We start from the raw sequence: 16198 nt of genomic DNA on the forward strand, positions 1-16198 counted from the left end.
GCGCGAGGCCGCATCGGAGCGTGCCACCCGTAGCAACTGCTCGCAGCTGCGCAGGCGGTAGTACTGGTTTGCCGTCTCGGCCGCCACCAGCACACGTGCGTCGTGCCATTGCGCCTGCGCGCCTTCGTAACGCAGTTGCGCCGCGTCGCGGCTGTCACGCCGGCCGCCGAACACATCAATCTCCCAGGCAGTTTGCAGCCCGACCTGCGAGGTGGTGCCAATCGGCGCGCGTGCCGCACCCACCGGCTGGCTGCGGCCGCGACTGGTGCTGGCCGATGCGTCTAGCGAGGGCAGCAGTGCCGCACCGGCCGCCACCCGTGTGGCGCGCGACTGCTCGATGCGGGATCGTGCGCTGGCGACCGAGGGGCTGACCGCCTGGGCGGCACTGATGAGCTCGACCAGCAAGGGGTCGCCCTGCTGCTGCCACCAGCGGCTCAGGTCGCTCAGTTGGCCGCCGTGCGGCAGACCAGCCACTGGCTGGGCAGCGGGCAGCGGCGCGAACCACCGGGCCGGGGGGTGCGTGGAAACGGCCGACGGCGGCGACTGCAGCGCGCAGGCCGACAGCAGCAACGGCGCCAGGGCCAAAGGAAGAAAGCGTGAATTTTTCATGGTGTTTTTTTCTTGTCAGAAACTGGCTGGCGGCGCCGCGCGGCCTCGACCGCAATCATGGCCTCGGCAAAGTCCGCCAGCCGCGCTGCCCACAGGTCTATGCTTTTGGGCGTGGCGATCAGCTGGGGCCGCACGTTTTCAATCACGTCGCGACTGATGAACACCTGCATGGCCAGGGCGGTGATGGAAAAGGCCAACCGGTGCACATCGTCATCGATTTTCGTGACACCCAGATGGCGGGCCAGCACCTCGGCCAGCGCGGCATGCGCCGGCTTGATCTGCAGCTTGATCTGCTCGGCCCACAGCCCGGTGGGCTCCAGCATCTCGCGGAAATGCAGCCGGGTCAGCTGCTGTGCCAGGTCGCCCTGCTTGAGCGGCTCCAGAAACCCCCCGATGAAGCCTTCGAGCGCCTGGCGCAGGCTCAGGTGCGCCGGTTGGAAACGCGCGATGTCGTCGCAGGCGCCCAGCGGCTCGGTGAAGACGCTGCGGTACAGCCCAGCCTTGTCGCCGAAGTAATAACTGATGGCTGCCACATTGGCCTCGGCCGCATGGGCGATGTCGCGCGTGGAGGTTTTGGCAAAGCCTTTTTCGGCAAACAGCCGCAAGGCGGCCAGCAGCAAGTGGCTGCGGGCTTCGGCGCCGTCGGAGCGCTGCTTGCGGGCTTCAGGTAGCGAAGGCGGCGGCAGGCGGGGACCGGTTTTCATGGCGCCGATTAGAGCACACAAATCAAACGATTGATTTAACTAAAACGTTTGTTTTAAGTTTTGTTCGATTTCCCGGGGCAGGCCGGTTAGCTCAGGATGCCCTGGGGCCGCTAAAAACGGCGACCCACAGTGTCAGGATGGCTTGACGCTCTGCATCAATCATGGACAGCCTGACTTGCGTGGGCTCTTCGTTGAGCCGCGCCTGGTGCTGCACCCGCCGCAGTTCACGGTAGGCATCTGCCGCCGCCTGACCGACGCCGGGAGCCAGCAGGCCCGCGGCTTCGGCGCGTTGCAGCAGCGCGATGTTGCCAACGTTGTCTATCAGTTCCGGGTGGCTGGCGGATTGCGACAACACCAGGAACTGCACTACAAACTCGGCATCCACCATGCCGCCGGGGCTGTGCTTGACATCAAAATTTCCGCCCTTGATGGGGTGGGCTGCCCGGACTTTTTCCCGCATGGCGACGATTTCCCGCGCCAGCGCCGGCACGTCGCGCGGCGCACTGATCACCGCTTGGCGTACCTCATCAAAACGGTGCGCCAGTCCGCGCAGCGCCGGGGCTTCATCTTCACCAGCCGGGGCCGCGGAACCGGCTTCGCCGGGCCGCAGGCGCAGCGCCCCCTCGGGGGGCAGCGCAGTATGTGAAGCGACAAGCGTGGGGGCCAAACATCTCGCACGTGTCATGGCCTGGTGCTCCCAGGTCCAGGCGGTGTTGCTGCCGCGCTGCTGCTGGTAGTTGGCGTAGGCCGCAAAACTGGTGACCAGCAGGCCGGAGTTGCCGTTGGGCCTGAGCGCCGTGTCGATCTCGAACAGGTCGCCTTCAGCGGTCTTGATGGTCAGCCAGTTGATCAGCTTGCGCACAAAGGCTGCATACACCTCGGAGGCCTGCTCGTCCTCGTCTTCGAAGACAAACACGATGTCCAGGTCGCTGCCATAACCGAGCTCCTTGCCGCCCAGCTTGCCGTAGGCAATGATGGCGAACTGTGGAATTTCGCGATGCCGGGTTTTCAGGCGCTCCCAGCACCAGTCGGCGGTGACCTTGAGCACGGTTTCGGCCAGCGCGCTGAGGTCGTCGGCCACCTGCTCTACCGTCAATTGGCCTTCGACGTCGCGCGCCAGCGTGCGGAAGACCTCGGCATGGTGGGCGCGGCGCAACAGGTTCAGGCAGCTTTCCCCGTCGTCCTCGCCAGTGCGGCGCAGCGCGGCCAGGCGCTGCTGCAGTTCCTGGCTGAAGACGGCGGCATCAAAACGCTCGTGCAGCATGGCGTCGCTGGCGAGTTCGTCGATCACACCGGGGTGCTGCAGCAGGTAACGCGCCGGCCACCTGGCCGCGCCCAGCAGGCGCAGCAGGCGCTCATGCACGGACGGCCGCTCCAGCAGCATCGCCAGGTAACTCTCGCGGCGCAGCAGCGGCTCTATCCAGTCGATGATGCGCACGGCGGCTTCCTCGCTGGCCTTGCCTTCGACCAGCCACTGTGCCGTGCGCTGCACCAGCCGCGCCAGTCGAGCGCGTGCATCGTCGCGCAGGCCGAGCACGCGCGGGTGGCCGCGCCACAACGCCAGCCGTGCGCGAAATTTGTCGGGCCACTGGGCCGCCAGCTTTTCCAGCAGTTCGTCGATGTCCAGGGGCGCGGCCGGCGCCGACTTGCCGCAGCCCTTGCAATCAGTCTTCTGACCCAGCAGGGTGTCGAATTCCTGCGCGACCAGCTCGCGGTGGGCATCAAGCTCGCTTAAAAACGGGCAGCAGTTGCCGTAACCCATGGTGTGGGCGATCCAGGCCAGGTCGTCATCACGCGTCGGCAGCACATGGGTCTGCTGGTCGTCCAGGTACTGGATGCGGTGTTCGACCCGACGCAGGAAGTCGTAGGCCCGCATCAGCGCCTCGGCCGTCGTCTGGGCCATCAGCCCGGCGTTGGCCACGCGCTGCAGTGCATCCAGCGTGGGCCGCGTGCGCAACTCCGGGTACTGCCCGCCACGCACCACCTGCAGCAGCTGCACGGTGAACTCGATCTCGCGGATGCCGCCGCGCGACATCTTCACGTCGTTGGCGCGTTCGGGGTGACCGGCCGCGCGTTTGGCCGCGTGTTCGCGGATTTGCCGGTGCAGCACGCGCAAAGCGTCGAACACGTTGTAGTCGAGGTAGCGGCGGAAGACAAAAGGAAGGACCGAGCTGCGCAAGGCCTGGGCCGAGCCGCTGTGGATACATTCGAGTGGCGCCACCACCCGGCTTTTCAGCCAGGCAAACCGCTCCCACTCACGGCCCTGTGCCTGGAAGTATTCCTCCAGTGCATTGAGCGACACCGCCGCAGGCCCCGAGTTGCCATTGGGCCTAAGCGCCAGGTCCACCCGGAACACAAAGCCGTGCTCGGTGGTGTCGCCGATCAGGGTGTGGATCGCCTTGACCTGCTGCGCGAAATATTCGTGGTTGGAAATGATGCCCCGGCCGTCGTCCCGCCCCGCCGTCTCGCCATCGTGGTCATAAACATAAATCAGGTCGATGTCGCTGGAGACATTGAGTTCACGCGCGCCCAGCTTGCCCATGCCAATCACCCAGAGCTGGGCGCGGCCGGCCGGCGCGCCTTCCGATGTCAGCGCCTGCGGCGGGCCATACTGCGCGTCCAGCGGCCCACGTGATTCGCAGATCGCGATATCCAGCGCCAGTTCGGCGAGTTCGGTCATGGCGCGCGTCACTACCGCTAGCGGAACCCCTGCAGTGGTCAACGCGCGGGTCCCTCCCTGATCAGTCGGGGCCGCGGAACCGGCTTCGCCGGGCCGCAGGCGCAGCGCCCCCCCGGGGGGCAGCGACGCACACGCAGTGGCAAGCGTGGGGGCTCCATGTTCTAGCGTGGGGGCCTCATGATCACAATCCAGCACGACCAGTCGTTCCAGCACCAGCTGGCGCAGGATGCGCAGGCGCACGCCGGTGTCGGCTTCCAGGGTCTGCAGGGCGTCGTAGGCGGCCTGCATGCTGGCGCGCACCGGCTCGCCGGCCGGCAGCAGCGCCAGCTGGCCGGCATATCGCCGGCGTACGCGCTGAACAAAACGCGAATGGTCGGATGCGGCCATAGGGGCGTTCAGCGGCACATGCATGACACGGGTCCCTTGTGGGGCATTGAACGGACGGCGGCGCTGAAGGTCATAATTCTCATGTCAATGGATCAATCGACCCTCCAGCCCGTGTTTCCCACCCGACGTCTGAAAATTGCCGCCGCAGCTGCACGTATCGCGCTGGCGCTGGCTCTGGCATTCTGGGTCCTGCTGGCTGCGGCCTGGGCCGTGCTTCACGGCTGGATTGTGCCGCGAATCGCCGACTACCGCCCGAGCCTGGAAATCGCGGCCAGCCAAGCGCTGGGGGTGCCGGTCCGCATCGGCCAGATCAGTGCCCGTTCCGGGGGCTTGATTCCCTCGTTCGAACTGCGCGATGTAGCCCTGCTGGATGCCCAGGGGCAGACTGCCCTGAGCCTGCCGCGGGTGCTTGCGGCGGTGTCGCCCTCGTCGCTGTGGCGACTGGGCTTCGAGCAGATCTACATCGACCAGCCGGAACTTGATATTCGCCGTACGGCAGACGGAAAAATCCATGTGGCCGGGCTGGATGTCCTGCAGACCCGCGACGACGACAGTGCCGTTGCGGACTGGTTTTTTTCGCAGACCGAAGTGGTGATTCGCGGCGGCACCGTGCGCTGGCGCGATGACCTGCGGCAGGCGCCAGTGCTGGCCCTGACCCAGGTGGACTGGACTTCGCGCAACCCCGGCCAGCGCCACCTGATGCGGCTGGACGCCACGCCGCCGCCGGCCTGGGGAGAGCGTTTCAGTCTGCGCGGGGTGTTCCGCGAGCCCTTCCTGTCGGGTGGGGCTGGTCGCTGGAACCAGTGGGCGGGCCAGTTGTATGCCGAGTTCAGCCGTGTGGATGTGTCCGAAGTCAAGCGCTACGTTGGCCTGGACCGCTTGGGCATCGACCTCAAGGCCGGCACCGGCGCGTTGCGCGCATGGGTGGATGTGCAGAAAGGGCAGTTCACTGGCGGCACGGCGGACCTGGCCCTGCTTGAGGTCGATGCCAGGCTGGGGCGGGCGCTGGAGCCGCTGGCCTTGCAGGCCGTGACGGGTCGGCTTGGCGGCAGGCAATTGGCCAATGGATTTGATATCGCCACCGAAAACCTGCAGTTCCGCACGCGCGACGGGCTGCAGTGGCCGGGCGGCAATGCGGCGCTGGTTTATACCGGCGCCGAAGGCAAGTCGCCGGCGCGCGGCGAGATCAAGGCTGACAAGCTGGATCTGGCGGCGCTGGCCTTGATCGCCAACCGCCTGCCACTGGGCAAGGCCACCCATGGCCTGATCGCGGAACTGACACCCAAAGGCCTGGTGGAAGCAGTTGATGCAAGCTGGCAGGGGGCGCTGGATGCCCCGAGCGCCTACTCCGCCAAAGGACGCGTTAGCGGGCTGGAAATCGCGTCGCAGGTTGGCGCAGGCGCGCGTGCACCCATCGGTCGGCCCGGTGTACGCGGCGCGGCGGTGGACTTCGACCTGACCCAGCAGGGCGGGCAGGCCAAGCTCAGGATCAACGGTGGCGGGCTGGACCTGCCCGGCGTGTTTGAAGATCCCCGATTGCGTTTCGACCAGTTTTCGGCGGATGCCCAGTGGAAGCTGGCGGGAAGCAGGATCGACGTGCAACTGCGCAATCTGACGTTCGCCAATGCCGACGCCCAGGGCACAGCGCAGGCGGCTTGGCACACCGCGGATGCGCCGACGGCCGGCGTCGGGGCGGGCAGCCGTTTTCCCGGCGTGCTGGATTTGCAAGGCGCTCTCAGCCGGGGCGATGGCAGCAAGGTCCACCGCTACCTGCCGCTGGTGCTGCCGGACACGGTGCGGCATTACGTGCGTGATGCGGTGACCCGGGGCGAGCTTTCGGATGTGAAGTTCAGGGTCAAGGGAAATTTGAAGGATCTGCCGTTTGCCGATCCGAAACTGGGCGAGTTCCGCGTGACCGCCAAGCTTGCCAATGTGGCCTATGCCTACGTGCCCAGATCCATCCAGCCACGCGAAGCCGCGCCCTGGCCTGTCCTGAGTGAGCTGTCCGGCGACCTCGTGGTTGACCGCGCCTCGCTTCAGATCAACGCCGCCACCGGCCGGCTGACCGGCCTGCCGGGCCTGCAGGTCGTCAAGGCGCAGGCGCGGATTGCGGACCTGATGCACTCGGCCACAGTGCAGGTCAGCGCCGAACTGAAGGGGCCGCTCAGTGACGCATTGGGCTTCGTCCATACCTCGCCACTCGGGGAGATCACTGAGAAGGCGCTGGCCAAAACCGTGGCCAGCGGCAGCGCTGACTACAAGTTCCAGCTCACCTTGCCATTGGCCGACATGGCGAAAACCAAAGTGCAGGGAACGGTCAGCCTGGCCGGCAACGATGTGCAGTTCACACCTGATACGCCGCAACTGGGCCGTCTCAAGGGTCTGGTGAGCTTCAGCGACAGCGGTTTTTCGATCTCGGGCGGACAGGCCCGCCTGCTGGGGGGGGATGTCCGGCTGGAGGGCGGCACCCGCGCCGCTGCCCCCGCCTCCGCTGCTGTGCGGCCGGCATCTGGGGCACAGGACTTTCCCGATGCGGCCGTGGTGATCCGGGCGCAGGGCACCATGACTGCCGAGGGTCTGCGCCAGGCGAAGGAACTCGGCATGGCAGCGCGCCTGGGCGCGCATGCCAGCGGCAGCACGGCCTATACCGCCAACCTCGGGTTCAGGAAAGGCATGACCGAGATCAGTGTAGCCAGCAACCTGCAGGGCATGGCGCTGAGCCTGCCGGCACCGCTGGCAAAAAGCGCCGAGAGCAGCTTGCCGCTGCGCCTTGACAACACGGCCGTCCGTGCAGCGCCCGGTGTCGGGCCACCGACCCAGGACCAGGTGTCGCTGAGCGTGGGTAGACTGGCCTCGGTGCTGTATGTGCGCGACATCAGCGGCACCGAGCCGCGTGTGCTGCGTGGTTCCATGGCGATCGGCCTGGAAGCGGGCGAAAGCGCGCCCCTGCCCGATAGCGGGGTCGCCGCCAACATCAATCTCACGCGGGTGGACATCGATGCCTGGGAAAAGGTGCTGGACGCCGCCGCCGATCCGGCACCGGCGGCGGCGCCTGCGCCTGCGCCGACCCGCTTGACCCCGGCGAGCGCCGTTCTGAGCTACCTGCCGACCACCATCGCCATCCGCGCCAAGGAACTGCAGGTGGAGGGCCGCACACTCCACAACGTGGTGCTGGGCGGCTCGCGCGATGGCTTGACCTGGCGTGCCAACATTGATGCGACCGAACTCAATGGGTATGTTGAATTCCGCCAGCCCGGCGGCACCGGCTCTGGCCGTCTGTACGCGCGCCTGTCGCGATTGAGCCTCGGGCAGAGCACGGCCAAGGAGGTCGAAGCAATTCTGGACGAGCAGCCAGCCGGCATTCCGGCGCTCGACATCGTCGTCGAGGACCTGGAGCTGCGCGGCAAAAAACTCGGACGGGTGGAAGTCGAGGCCATCAACCGTGGCGCCGCCGCCGTTGCCCGCGAAGGTGGCGTGCGAGAGTGGCGCCTGAACAAACTCAACATCATCATGCCGGAAGCCACACTGACGGCCAACGGCAACTGGGTGGCCGTCAGTGCACAGCCGGCGACGGGTGTGGCCACCGGCGGCCGGACACCGGCCGAACGTCGGCGCACGATGATGAACTTCCGGCTAGACATCGATGACTCGGGCGAGTTGCTCAGGCGTTTCGGCATGCCCGGGGTGATCCGCCGCGGCAAGGGCCGGCTGGAAGGCCAGATAGCCTGGATAGGCTCGCCCCTGAGCCTGGACTACCCCAGCCTGAACGGCCAGTTCAACGTGAATGTGGCCTCAGGCCAGTTCCTCAAGGCGGATCCCGGTATTGCCAAGCTGCTGGGCGTCCTCAGCCTGCAGTCGCTGCCCAGGCGGCTGGCCCTGGATTTCCGGGATGTGTTTTCCGAGGGGTTTTCATTCGATTTTGTGCGCGGTGATGTCAGCATCACCCAGGGGCTGGCGTTCACCAACAACCTGCAGATGAAAGGCGTCAATGCGGCCGTACTGATGGAAGGCACGGCCGATATTGCCAAGGAGACCCAAAACCTGACCGTGGTGGTGGTCCCCGAAATCAATGCCGGCACTGCTTCACTGATTGCCACGGTGATCAACCCGGCAATAGGTATAGGCACCTTTCTGGCGCAATACTTCCTGCGCCAGCCACTGACGCAGGCCGCGACCCAGGAGTTCCGCATCGACGGCACTTGGTCAAACCCCAAAATCACCAAGCTTGACCGCAAGCGGCCGGCCGCTATCAGGGCAGGCGAAGAAACCGTGGAGAAATGACATGTTTGTCGCGGCCCTGCAAATGGTTTCCGGCACCAGCGTCCAGCCCAATCTGGACGCGGCCAGGCAGTTGCTCGAACAGGCCAGCGCGCAAGGGGCCGAACTGGCAGTGTTGCCGGAATATTTTTGCCTCATGGGCTGGAAGGACAGCGACAAGCTGGCGGTGCAGGAAACCCCGGGCCGGGGCGCCATCCAGGATTTTCTGGCAACGTCTGCCCGCGAGCTCAAGCTCTGGATTGTGGGCGGCACCGTGCCGCTTCGTGCCAGCGACAGTCAACACGTGCGCAACAGCGCGCTGGTGTACGCACCGTCGGGGCAGTGCGTGGCGCGTTACGACAAGATTCATCTTTTCAGGTTCGACAATGGTCAGGAACAGTTCGACGAGTCGCGTGTTATCGAGAGCGGCGCAGCACCGGTCAGCTTTGACCTGCCGTCCCTGGACGGGCATAGCTACCGCATCGGTCTGAGCATCTGTTACGACCTGCGTTTTCCGGAGCTTTATCGCGCCCTGAAGGCTGATCTGCTGCTGGTGCCCAGCGCCTTCACCTACAACACCGGGCAGGCGCACTGGGAGACCTTGCTGCGTGCCCGCGCTATCGAAAACCTGGCTTATGTAGCGGCTGCGGCCCAGGGCGGGCTGCATGAGAATCAGCGCCGCACCTGGGGGCAGAGCCTGATCGTCGATCCTTGGGGTGAGGTTCTTTCGCAGCGCGCCCAGGGGCCGGGGGTGGTGCTGGCCGAACTGCGCGCTGATCGCCTGAGCGCCGTCCGGCGGCAGCTGCCTGCGCTCAAGCACGGGGTGTTGTGAACTCGGCGCCGCAAGCGAGTTACAGCTGGCAGGCACGGAGCCGGAGCCGGAGCCGGCGCTGGGTGCTCTGGACCCTGCTGGTCGCCTTGCTGGTCGCCCTGCTTTCCACGCTGGTCTGGCTGGCGGGACGCTATGAGGTCAGCCAGGTGCAAAGCCGGCTGGAGCAGGATGCAGCGCAGATGGCCACGGACATCCGCGCGGCGCTGACCCGCAACGTGCAGAGTTTTCAGGCCTTGCAGGTCAACAGCCCGAGCCCTGAGGTCTGGCGCTTGCTCGCGGCGGACCTGCTGCGTGAAAACCGCGAAATGATGCGCCTGGAGTCACGCGACCAGGCGCTGGACCTGGTGGCCTTCGCCGAAACACCGTACCGCACTTCGGTATTCGAGCGCCTGGGCCGGGGTGCCACCCGGAGCGATGTCAGGTTTGCCTGCACTGCCGCCCAGCGTTTCAGCGGTCCGGCCTATTCGACCAGCTATTTTCTGCCTCAGGCCGACGGGCTGGGCCTGGAGGTGCTCGACATGTGCCTGCCTGTGCTGGTGTCTGGCCAGCTGGCGGGCTATCTGGTGGCGACCTATTCCCTGCCGGGCATTCTGTCGGAACTGGTGGGGCGGCGGGTCGCGCGCGGCCAGGGGCTGGCGTTCACCGAGGCCGACGGCACACGCCTGGCGATGTATGGCAACCCGACGCGCGGGAGCCGGGCCTACATTGCCCAGCAGCTGCTCGATTTGCCGGGCAACACACTGGTGCTGAGGCTGGAGAGCCAGCGCAGCACACAGGCGCTGTTCCCCAACCTGCTGACCGCGCTGGTCACAGCCATGTCGATGGCCCTGGTGGCGGTGCTGGCCCTGCTGGGACGCGACATGCGGCGACGCCTCAAGGTGGAGCACGATCTGGCCGACGCGCTGGCCTTCCGCAAGGCCATGGAGGACTCGCTGGTGACCGGCATGCGGGCCCGTGACCTGCAGGGGCGTGTGACTTACGTGAACCCGGCGTTTTGTCAGATGGTCGGCATGGAAGCCGGTGAACTGCTCAACAACGGCGTGCCACCACCCTACTGGCCGCCCGAGCGGGTCGAGGAATACGGTCAGCGCCAGGCGAGCCGGCTGGCCCTTGGCGCCACCTTGCCGCGCGAGGGGTTCGAGTCTGTCTTCATGCGGCGCGATGGTTCGCGTTTTCCGGTGCTGATCATCGAGGCACCGCTGATCAATGCCGTGGGCAAGCAGACCGGGTGGATGAGTGCCATCCTTGACGTCAGTGAGCAGCGCCGTATCGAGGAGTTGTCGCGCGCCAGCCAGGACCGGTTGCAGGCCACGGCGCGCCTGGCCACGGTGGGCGAGATGGCTTCCCTGCTGAGCCACGAGTTGAACCAGCCGCTGGCGGCGATCTCCAGCTACGCCACCGGGTCACTCAACCTGCTGCAAAGTGCCGCCGCCGATGTCCGGCAACCCTCCAGCAATGAGGACCTGCAGCTGGCCATGCGCCGCATTGCCGAGCAGGCCGAGCGGGCCGGCAAGGTCATCAAGAGCGTGCACGATTTCGTGCGCCGCCGCGAGCAGGTGCGCGAGCCGATTGAGCCGCGCATGCTGCTCGATGCGGTGATGCCGCTGGTCAGCCTGCAGGCGCGAAAGCTCGCGGTGCGTGTGCTGATCGAGGTGGATCCGGGTTGCGGGCCGGTACTGTGCGACCGGACCATGGTCGAGCAGGTGCTGCTCAATCTCGCGCGCAACGGCATGCAGGCCATGCAGGCGCTGGACAAGAACCGCCGCGCCGACAAGGTGCTGACCCTGCGGGTGCGCCCGGCCGCGTCCAATGCCTGGAGCCGCTGGGTGGAGTTCGCCGTGATCGACCACGGCGAAGGCATCTCCGAAAAATTGGCGCAACAGCTGTTCACGCCATTTTTCACCACCAAGGCCGAAGGCATGGGGCTGGGTCTGAGCCTGTGCCGCACGGTGATTGAGCAGCATGGGGGCTTTCTCGGCTTCGAAGCGGTGTCGCCTCAAGGTACGATTTTCACTTTCACCTTGCCGGAGGCCACCAGCCCCGGCAAACCACCGGAGCTGGCTGTGCAGGCGGCGCCGGCGTCATAAGGAATCGCCATGGAACCGATCCAGAACGCTACCGTGTATATCGTTGACGATGATGCCAGTGTGCGCGAAGCCCTGGCCTGGCTGCTGCGCTCGCGGCGCCTGACCAGTGAGTGCTTCGACAGCGCTGAAGCCTTTGACGAGCGCATTTCCGGGTCGTTTCAGGTCACCGCTCCCTCCTGTGCGCTGCTCGATGTGCGCATGGGCGGCATGAGCGGGCTGGCGATGTTCGAAAAACTGATTGCCGGCGGCCTGCTGCCCGCCATGCCGGTGATCTTTCTGACCGGTCACGCCGACGTGCCCACCGCAGTGGACGCGGTCAAGCGCGGGGCCTTCGACTTTTGCGAGAAACCCTTTTCCGACAATGTGCTGGTGGACCGCATCGAGCAAGCGCTGGCCCAGTCGGCGGCGGCGCTGGCCCAGCGCAGCGAGTACACCAGCCTGCGCGCGCGACTGGCCGGCCTGACTGAGCGTGAACGCGACGTGATGCGGCTGGTGGTGGAGGGTTTGCCGAACAAGCTGGTGGCCGACCAGCTTGACATCAGCGTGCGCACGGTGGAGGTCCACCGTGCCCGGGTTTTTGACAAAATGAGCGTAAAGTCGGCGGTGGAGCTGGTTAATTTGCTACGGAATTTATAGCGGTTCGTCCGGGTTTCCGGGGCGCGGATCGGACCGGGCGTCGTCCTTGAGTTCGCCATTCTTGCGGCCTGAGAACATGGTCCACCAGACAATGAACACCAGAATCAGCAGGGCCCCCAGGGCTTCAAGTAAAAGTAAGGTCATGACTGTTTTTTCCCGCGCAACACATACCGCCGCCATTATCGCCTTCGCCTGGCTGCTGGCTTCCTGCGCCACCGCGCCGCCGCCCCTGTCGGCACCACCGGCCTCGCCGCCCCCGGTTGCCGGTGCGCCGCGCCCGGTGGAAGGCGCCAGCTTGCCGCCGAGAACCCAGGGCAAAAGCCGCTGGGTGCCGGTGGCGTGGTCGGAACTGCCGGGCTTTGAGAGCGACACGCTGTTTGAGGCCTGGAACGCCTGGCTCAAGAGTTGCGAACGGCCGGCCCCGGCCTTCGCGCCCTTGTGCGGCGAGGTCAGGCGCCTGAGCATCGCCAGCGCCGGGGAGCAGCGCGCCTGGATGGTCAGCCGGCTCCAGCCCTACCGCGTCGAGACGCCGCAGGGTGCCGCCGACGGGCTGCTGACCAGTTATTACGAGCCGGTATTCAAGGCCAGCCGCCAGAGCGGCAACGGCTACACTGTGCCGCTGTACCAATTGCCGGTGGGCCTGGCCAGCCGAAAGCCCTGGTACACACGCCAGGAGATTGACACCTTGCCCGAAGCCCAGGCGGCCTTGCGTGGCCGCGAAATTGCCTTCATGGCCGACGCCATCGACGTGTTGATGCTGCACATCCAGGGCTCGGGTCGGCTGCAGCTGACGGAGGCCGACGGGTCCCAGCGCACGGTGCGTGTGGCGTTTGCCGGCTCCAACGAGCGGCCCTACCGCAGCGTGAACCAGTGGCTGCTGGAGCAGGGCGTGACCAGAATCAATCCCTGGCCCGACGCCACCAAAGCCTGGGTGGCGCAAAACCCGCAGCGCCTGCCGCAGCTGCTCTGGAGCAACCCGCGCTACATCTTTTTCCGCGAGGAAGCGCTCCGCGAGCAGGATGCCTTCTACGGCCCGCGCGGCGCGCAGGGTGTGCCGCTGACACCGGGCCGCTCCATCGCGGTGGACCGCGAGAGCATTCCTTACGGCACGCCGGTCTGGCTGGCTTCACGCGGCCCGGCCGCTGATCTGCAAAAACTGGTGATGGCGCAGGACACCGGCAGTGCCATCGTGGGGGCCGTGCGCGCCGATTATTTTGCGGGGACGGGGCCGGAGGCCGGGCTGCTGGCCGCCCGCGTCAACCAGCCGCTGCGTTTGTGGGCCTTGTGGCCCAAATGAAGCAAGCAGGAGTCGCGATGAGCATCAAGCGGTGCATGTTGCCTGTGATCGCGGTGCTGGCCGCATGCGCCGGTCCGGGCGCACCGTCCGGCCAGCAATCCTGGCGCTGCGAACACGGCATCGATTTTCGCGTGCGTTTTGTCGACGACAGCGCGATGCTGGAGGGCACGCGTGCCAATGAAGTGTTGTTCCGCGACGCGGGCGGCCAGGGCCCGCAGCAATCGGTCTACCGCAATGCCAAAATGCGCGCCGAATTCGGCCTCGGTGCCCATGGCCGTGAGGCGCTGCTCAGCTACCCGGCGCTGCCCCTGAAGGCGCGTTGCGTGCGCGACTGAAGCGCACGCAACGCAGCTACTCGATCTTCGCGCCAGAGGCTTTTACGACATCGGCCATGCGTTTGTAGTCGGCGGCCAGCAGCTTGCCGAAGTCGGCATTGCTCATGGCTTTGGGCTCGATGCCCTGCTTGTCCAGGCGCTCCAGAATCACCGGGTCTTTCAGCAGTTTCGCCATGGCTGTGTTGATGCGCGTGGCCTCGACGGCGGTTATGGCAGCTGGGCCGAGCAGGCCGAACCAGGAGTCGAAGGCATAACCGGGAAGGCCGCTTTCGGCAATCGTCGGCAACTCGGGCAGGTACTTGCTGCGCTGGGGCGAGGTCACGCCGAGCAGGCGGATGCGGCTGTCCTTGGTGAAGGCCAGCGCACCTATGCTGGCGGCGATCACCGCATGGGCGCGTCCCGAGATCACTTCGTTGATGGCTTCACTGGTGGCCTTGAGCGGCACATGCACCAGGTCGATGCCAGCCAGCCCGTTGAAGTAGGCCATGGACAGATGCGTCGCGCTGCCCATGCCGGCTGTGGCGTAGTTCATCTTGCCGGGGTTGGCCTTGGCATAACGAATGAACTCGGCCACGTTTTTGGCGGGCACGTCGGGGTGGATCATCAGCACATACCCGGCGGTGCCGATATGGGCCAGCGGCGCAAAGTCTTTTTGCGGGTCATAGGCCAGCTTGGTGTAGAGCGAGCCGGCAATGTTGTGGCTGGCCGCGGCCATCACCATGGTTGTGCCGTCCGGCTCGGCCTTGGCGACAAAACCGGTGCCGATGGTGCCGCCCGCGCCGGCGCGGTTTTCGACAATCACGGTCTGCCCCAGCGCCGTGCCCAGTTCGCCGTTCATGGCGCGCGCCAGGATGTCCTGCACACCGCCCGCGGCGTAGGGCACGACGATGCGCACGGGTTTGCCGCTGGCCTGGGCCCAGGCCGGCAGGGTCGCCAGGCTGCTGAAGGAGGCCAGCCCGGCGGCGATGGCCGCGCCCAGCAGGGTTCTACGCTTGATCATGTGATTTCCTTGTTGTGTTGATAGTTCAGTTGATGCAGATTTCGTCGGCCAGCCGGCGCATGAAACGTTCACACCAGGCCAGTTGATCCAGCGTGACCCATTCGTTGGGCTGGTGTGCCTGGGCGATATGGCCGGGCCCGCAGACGATGGTGGGCACGCCGACCTGGTGAAACAAGGCAGCTTCCGTGCCAAACGAGACCTTGCCGGCGCCGGAGTCGGCGTTCACATCGGCGCATTTGAAACACAGGCGCGCGATGTCACTGTCGGCATCCGTAGCAAAACCCGGCAGCACCGAATTGAGCTTGTGTGTGATGCCGGTGTCGGGCGCCACCGCCTGCATGGCCGGGATCAGGCTGTCGGCGAACTCTTTCGCTTCGTTGAACAGCAACACCGGCGAGTTCATGTGGTGGTGGCGGATCTCCCAGGTCACGTCGCAATCACGCGGAATGATGTTGAGCGCGGTGCCGCCGGCGATCACGCCAGTGTGGATGGTGGTGTGCGGCACGTCGTAAATCGGATCGAACGGACCTTCGGCGACGAGGCGGCGGTGCATGGATTTGAGTTTGGTGACAAATTCGCAAGCGATCTCGACCGCGTTGACACCCTGTGGCGTCAGCGAGGAGTGCGCCTCGAAGCCGCGCACCGAGGTCTTGTAAGCGTGTTTGCCCTTGTGGGCGATCACCACCTGCATGCCGGTCGGTTCACCAACGATGCAGCCGGCCGGTTTGTAGCCGCGTTCCACCATGTCGGCGATCAGGCGGCGCACCCCGATGCAGCCGACTTCCTCGTCATAGCTGAAAGCCAGGTGCACAGGGCGCTTGAGTTTGCGTCTGAGCAGCTCGGGCACCATCATCAGCGCGGTGGCGCCGTAACTTTTCATGTCGGTCACGCCGCGGCCATACAGCCTGTCGCCGACGACCTGCGCGGCAAAGGGGTCGGTGTCCCAGGGCTGGCCATCGACCGGCACCACGTCGGTGTGGCCGGACAGCACCAGGCCACCGGTTTTGGTTTCGCCATCTGCGGCGGCCAAGGTGGCCCAGAGGTTGGCCTTTTTGCCGCTGTCGTCGTAAGTCAGGTGGCATTCAATGCCCTGGGCTTCGAGCAGCGTACGGGTCCACTCGATGATGGGCAGGTTGCTGTCGCGCGAGACCGAGGCAAACGAGACCCATTTTTCAATCAACGGCAGCGCGGCCAGGTCGGCGGCCTGCACGGTACCCAGGATGGCGGTGGGGAGGGGGGCGTTCATTGGAGGCCTTTGCAAGAAGCCCTGGACCAGGGCGTATCGGGAGGGGTTGCAAAATTGTAGGGCAGACCCGGGTTGCTATCAATAATATAGCTACACACTCCCGTCTGGCGGGGGCTGGAGCCCCAAAA

The 16198-nt window shown here is 65.8% G+C and carries 12 protein-coding genes; 6 read left to right on the forward strand and 6 right to left on the reverse strand.

Annotated features, from left to right (window positions below):
• The 3 genes from H0W47_RS06215 to glnE form a co-directional block, all read right to left on the reverse strand.
• Nucleotides 1-609 (reverse strand): TolC family protein (locus H0W47_RS06215; protein WP_296921940.1); only part of this gene is annotated, 609 nt, incomplete at its 3' end.
• Nucleotides 606-1313: a CerR family C-terminal domain-containing protein gene (locus H0W47_RS06220; protein ID WP_296921942.1), complete on the reverse strand. Its 708-nt coding sequence runs from the start codon at nucleotides 1311-1313 to the stop codon at nucleotides 606-608. The genes H0W47_RS06220 and H0W47_RS06215, both read right to left, overlap by 4 nt.
• Before the next feature lie 91 nt (nucleotides 1314-1404).
• Nucleotides 1405-4404 carry a bifunctional [glutamate--ammonia ligase]-adenylyl-L-tyrosine phosphorylase/[glutamate--ammonia-ligase] adenylyltransferase gene (gene glnE, locus H0W47_RS06225; protein ID WP_296921944.1) on the reverse strand — a complete coding sequence of 1000 codons (3000 nt, stop codon included), beginning with the start codon at nucleotides 4402-4404 and terminating at the stop codon, nucleotides 1405-1407.
• A 57-nt stretch (nucleotides 4405-4461) separates the two neighbouring features.
• Here glnE and H0W47_RS06230 point away from each other — a divergent pair, with 57 nt between their 5' ends.
• The 4 genes from H0W47_RS06230 to H0W47_RS06245 are packed head-to-tail and all read left to right on the forward strand — an operon-like array spanning nucleotide 4462 to nucleotide 12192.
• Nucleotides 4462-8661 carry a YhdP family protein gene (locus H0W47_RS06230; RefSeq protein WP_296921946.1) on the forward strand — a complete coding sequence of 1400 codons (4200 nt, stop codon included), beginning with the start codon at nucleotides 4462-4464 and terminating at the stop codon, nucleotides 8659-8661.
• Between the two features lies 1 nt (nucleotide 8662).
• Complete coding sequence (locus H0W47_RS06235) at nucleotides 8663-9469, forward strand: carbon-nitrogen hydrolase family protein (RefSeq protein ID WP_296921948.1); 807 nt, start codon at nucleotides 8663-8665, stop codon at nucleotides 9467-9469.
• On the forward strand, nucleotides 9466-11556 hold the full coding sequence (locus tag H0W47_RS06240) for an ATP-binding protein (RefSeq protein ID WP_296921950.1): 2091 nt from the start codon (nucleotides 9466-9468) through the stop codon (nucleotides 11554-11556). The genes H0W47_RS06235 and H0W47_RS06240 overlap by 4 nt, the downstream gene beginning before the upstream one ends.
• 9 nt (nucleotides 11557-11565) lie before the next feature.
• A complete protein-coding gene (locus tag H0W47_RS06245) occupies nucleotides 11566-12192 on the forward strand; it encodes a response regulator (protein ID WP_296921952.1) in 627 nt (208 codons plus the stop codon).
• On the opposite strand, the gene H0W47_RS06250 is transcribed toward H0W47_RS06245, so the two are convergent.
• Complete coding sequence (locus H0W47_RS06250) at nucleotides 12187-12336, reverse strand: hypothetical protein (protein WP_296921954.1); 150 nt, start codon at nucleotides 12334-12336, stop codon at nucleotides 12187-12189. The two genes, H0W47_RS06245 and H0W47_RS06250, sit on opposite strands and share 6 nt — an antisense overlap.
• Between H0W47_RS06250 and H0W47_RS06255 the strand changes: the two genes are divergently transcribed.
• Nucleotides 12269-13489, forward strand: coding sequence for an MltA domain-containing protein (locus tag H0W47_RS06255; protein ID WP_296921956.1), 1221 nt, complete (start codon nucleotides 12269-12271; stop codon nucleotides 13487-13489). The two genes, H0W47_RS06250 and H0W47_RS06255, sit on opposite strands and share 68 nt — an antisense overlap.
• A 17-nt stretch (nucleotides 13490-13506) precedes the next feature.
• On the forward strand, nucleotides 13507-13824 hold the full coding sequence (locus tag H0W47_RS06260; protein WP_296921958.1) for a hypothetical protein: 318 nt from the start codon (nucleotides 13507-13509) through the stop codon (nucleotides 13822-13824).
• 16 nt (nucleotides 13825-13840) lie between these two features.
• Here H0W47_RS06260 and H0W47_RS06265 read toward each other — a convergent pair whose 3' ends face one another.
• A complete protein-coding gene (locus tag H0W47_RS06265) occupies nucleotides 13841-14824 on the reverse strand; it encodes a tripartite tricarboxylate transporter substrate binding protein (protein WP_296921960.1) in 984 nt (327 codons plus the stop codon).
• 25 nt (nucleotides 14825-14849) lie between these two features.
• A complete protein-coding gene (gene argE, locus H0W47_RS06270) occupies nucleotides 14850-16070 on the reverse strand; it encodes an acetylornithine deacetylase (protein ID WP_296921962.1) in 1221 nt (406 codons plus the stop codon).
• Between the last annotated feature and the right edge of the window lie 128 nt (nucleotides 16071-16198).

Source organism: Polaromonas sp. (assembly GCF_013817205.1).
Taxonomy (GTDB): Bacteria; Pseudomonadota; Gammaproteobacteria; order Burkholderiales; family Burkholderiaceae_C; genus Polaromonas.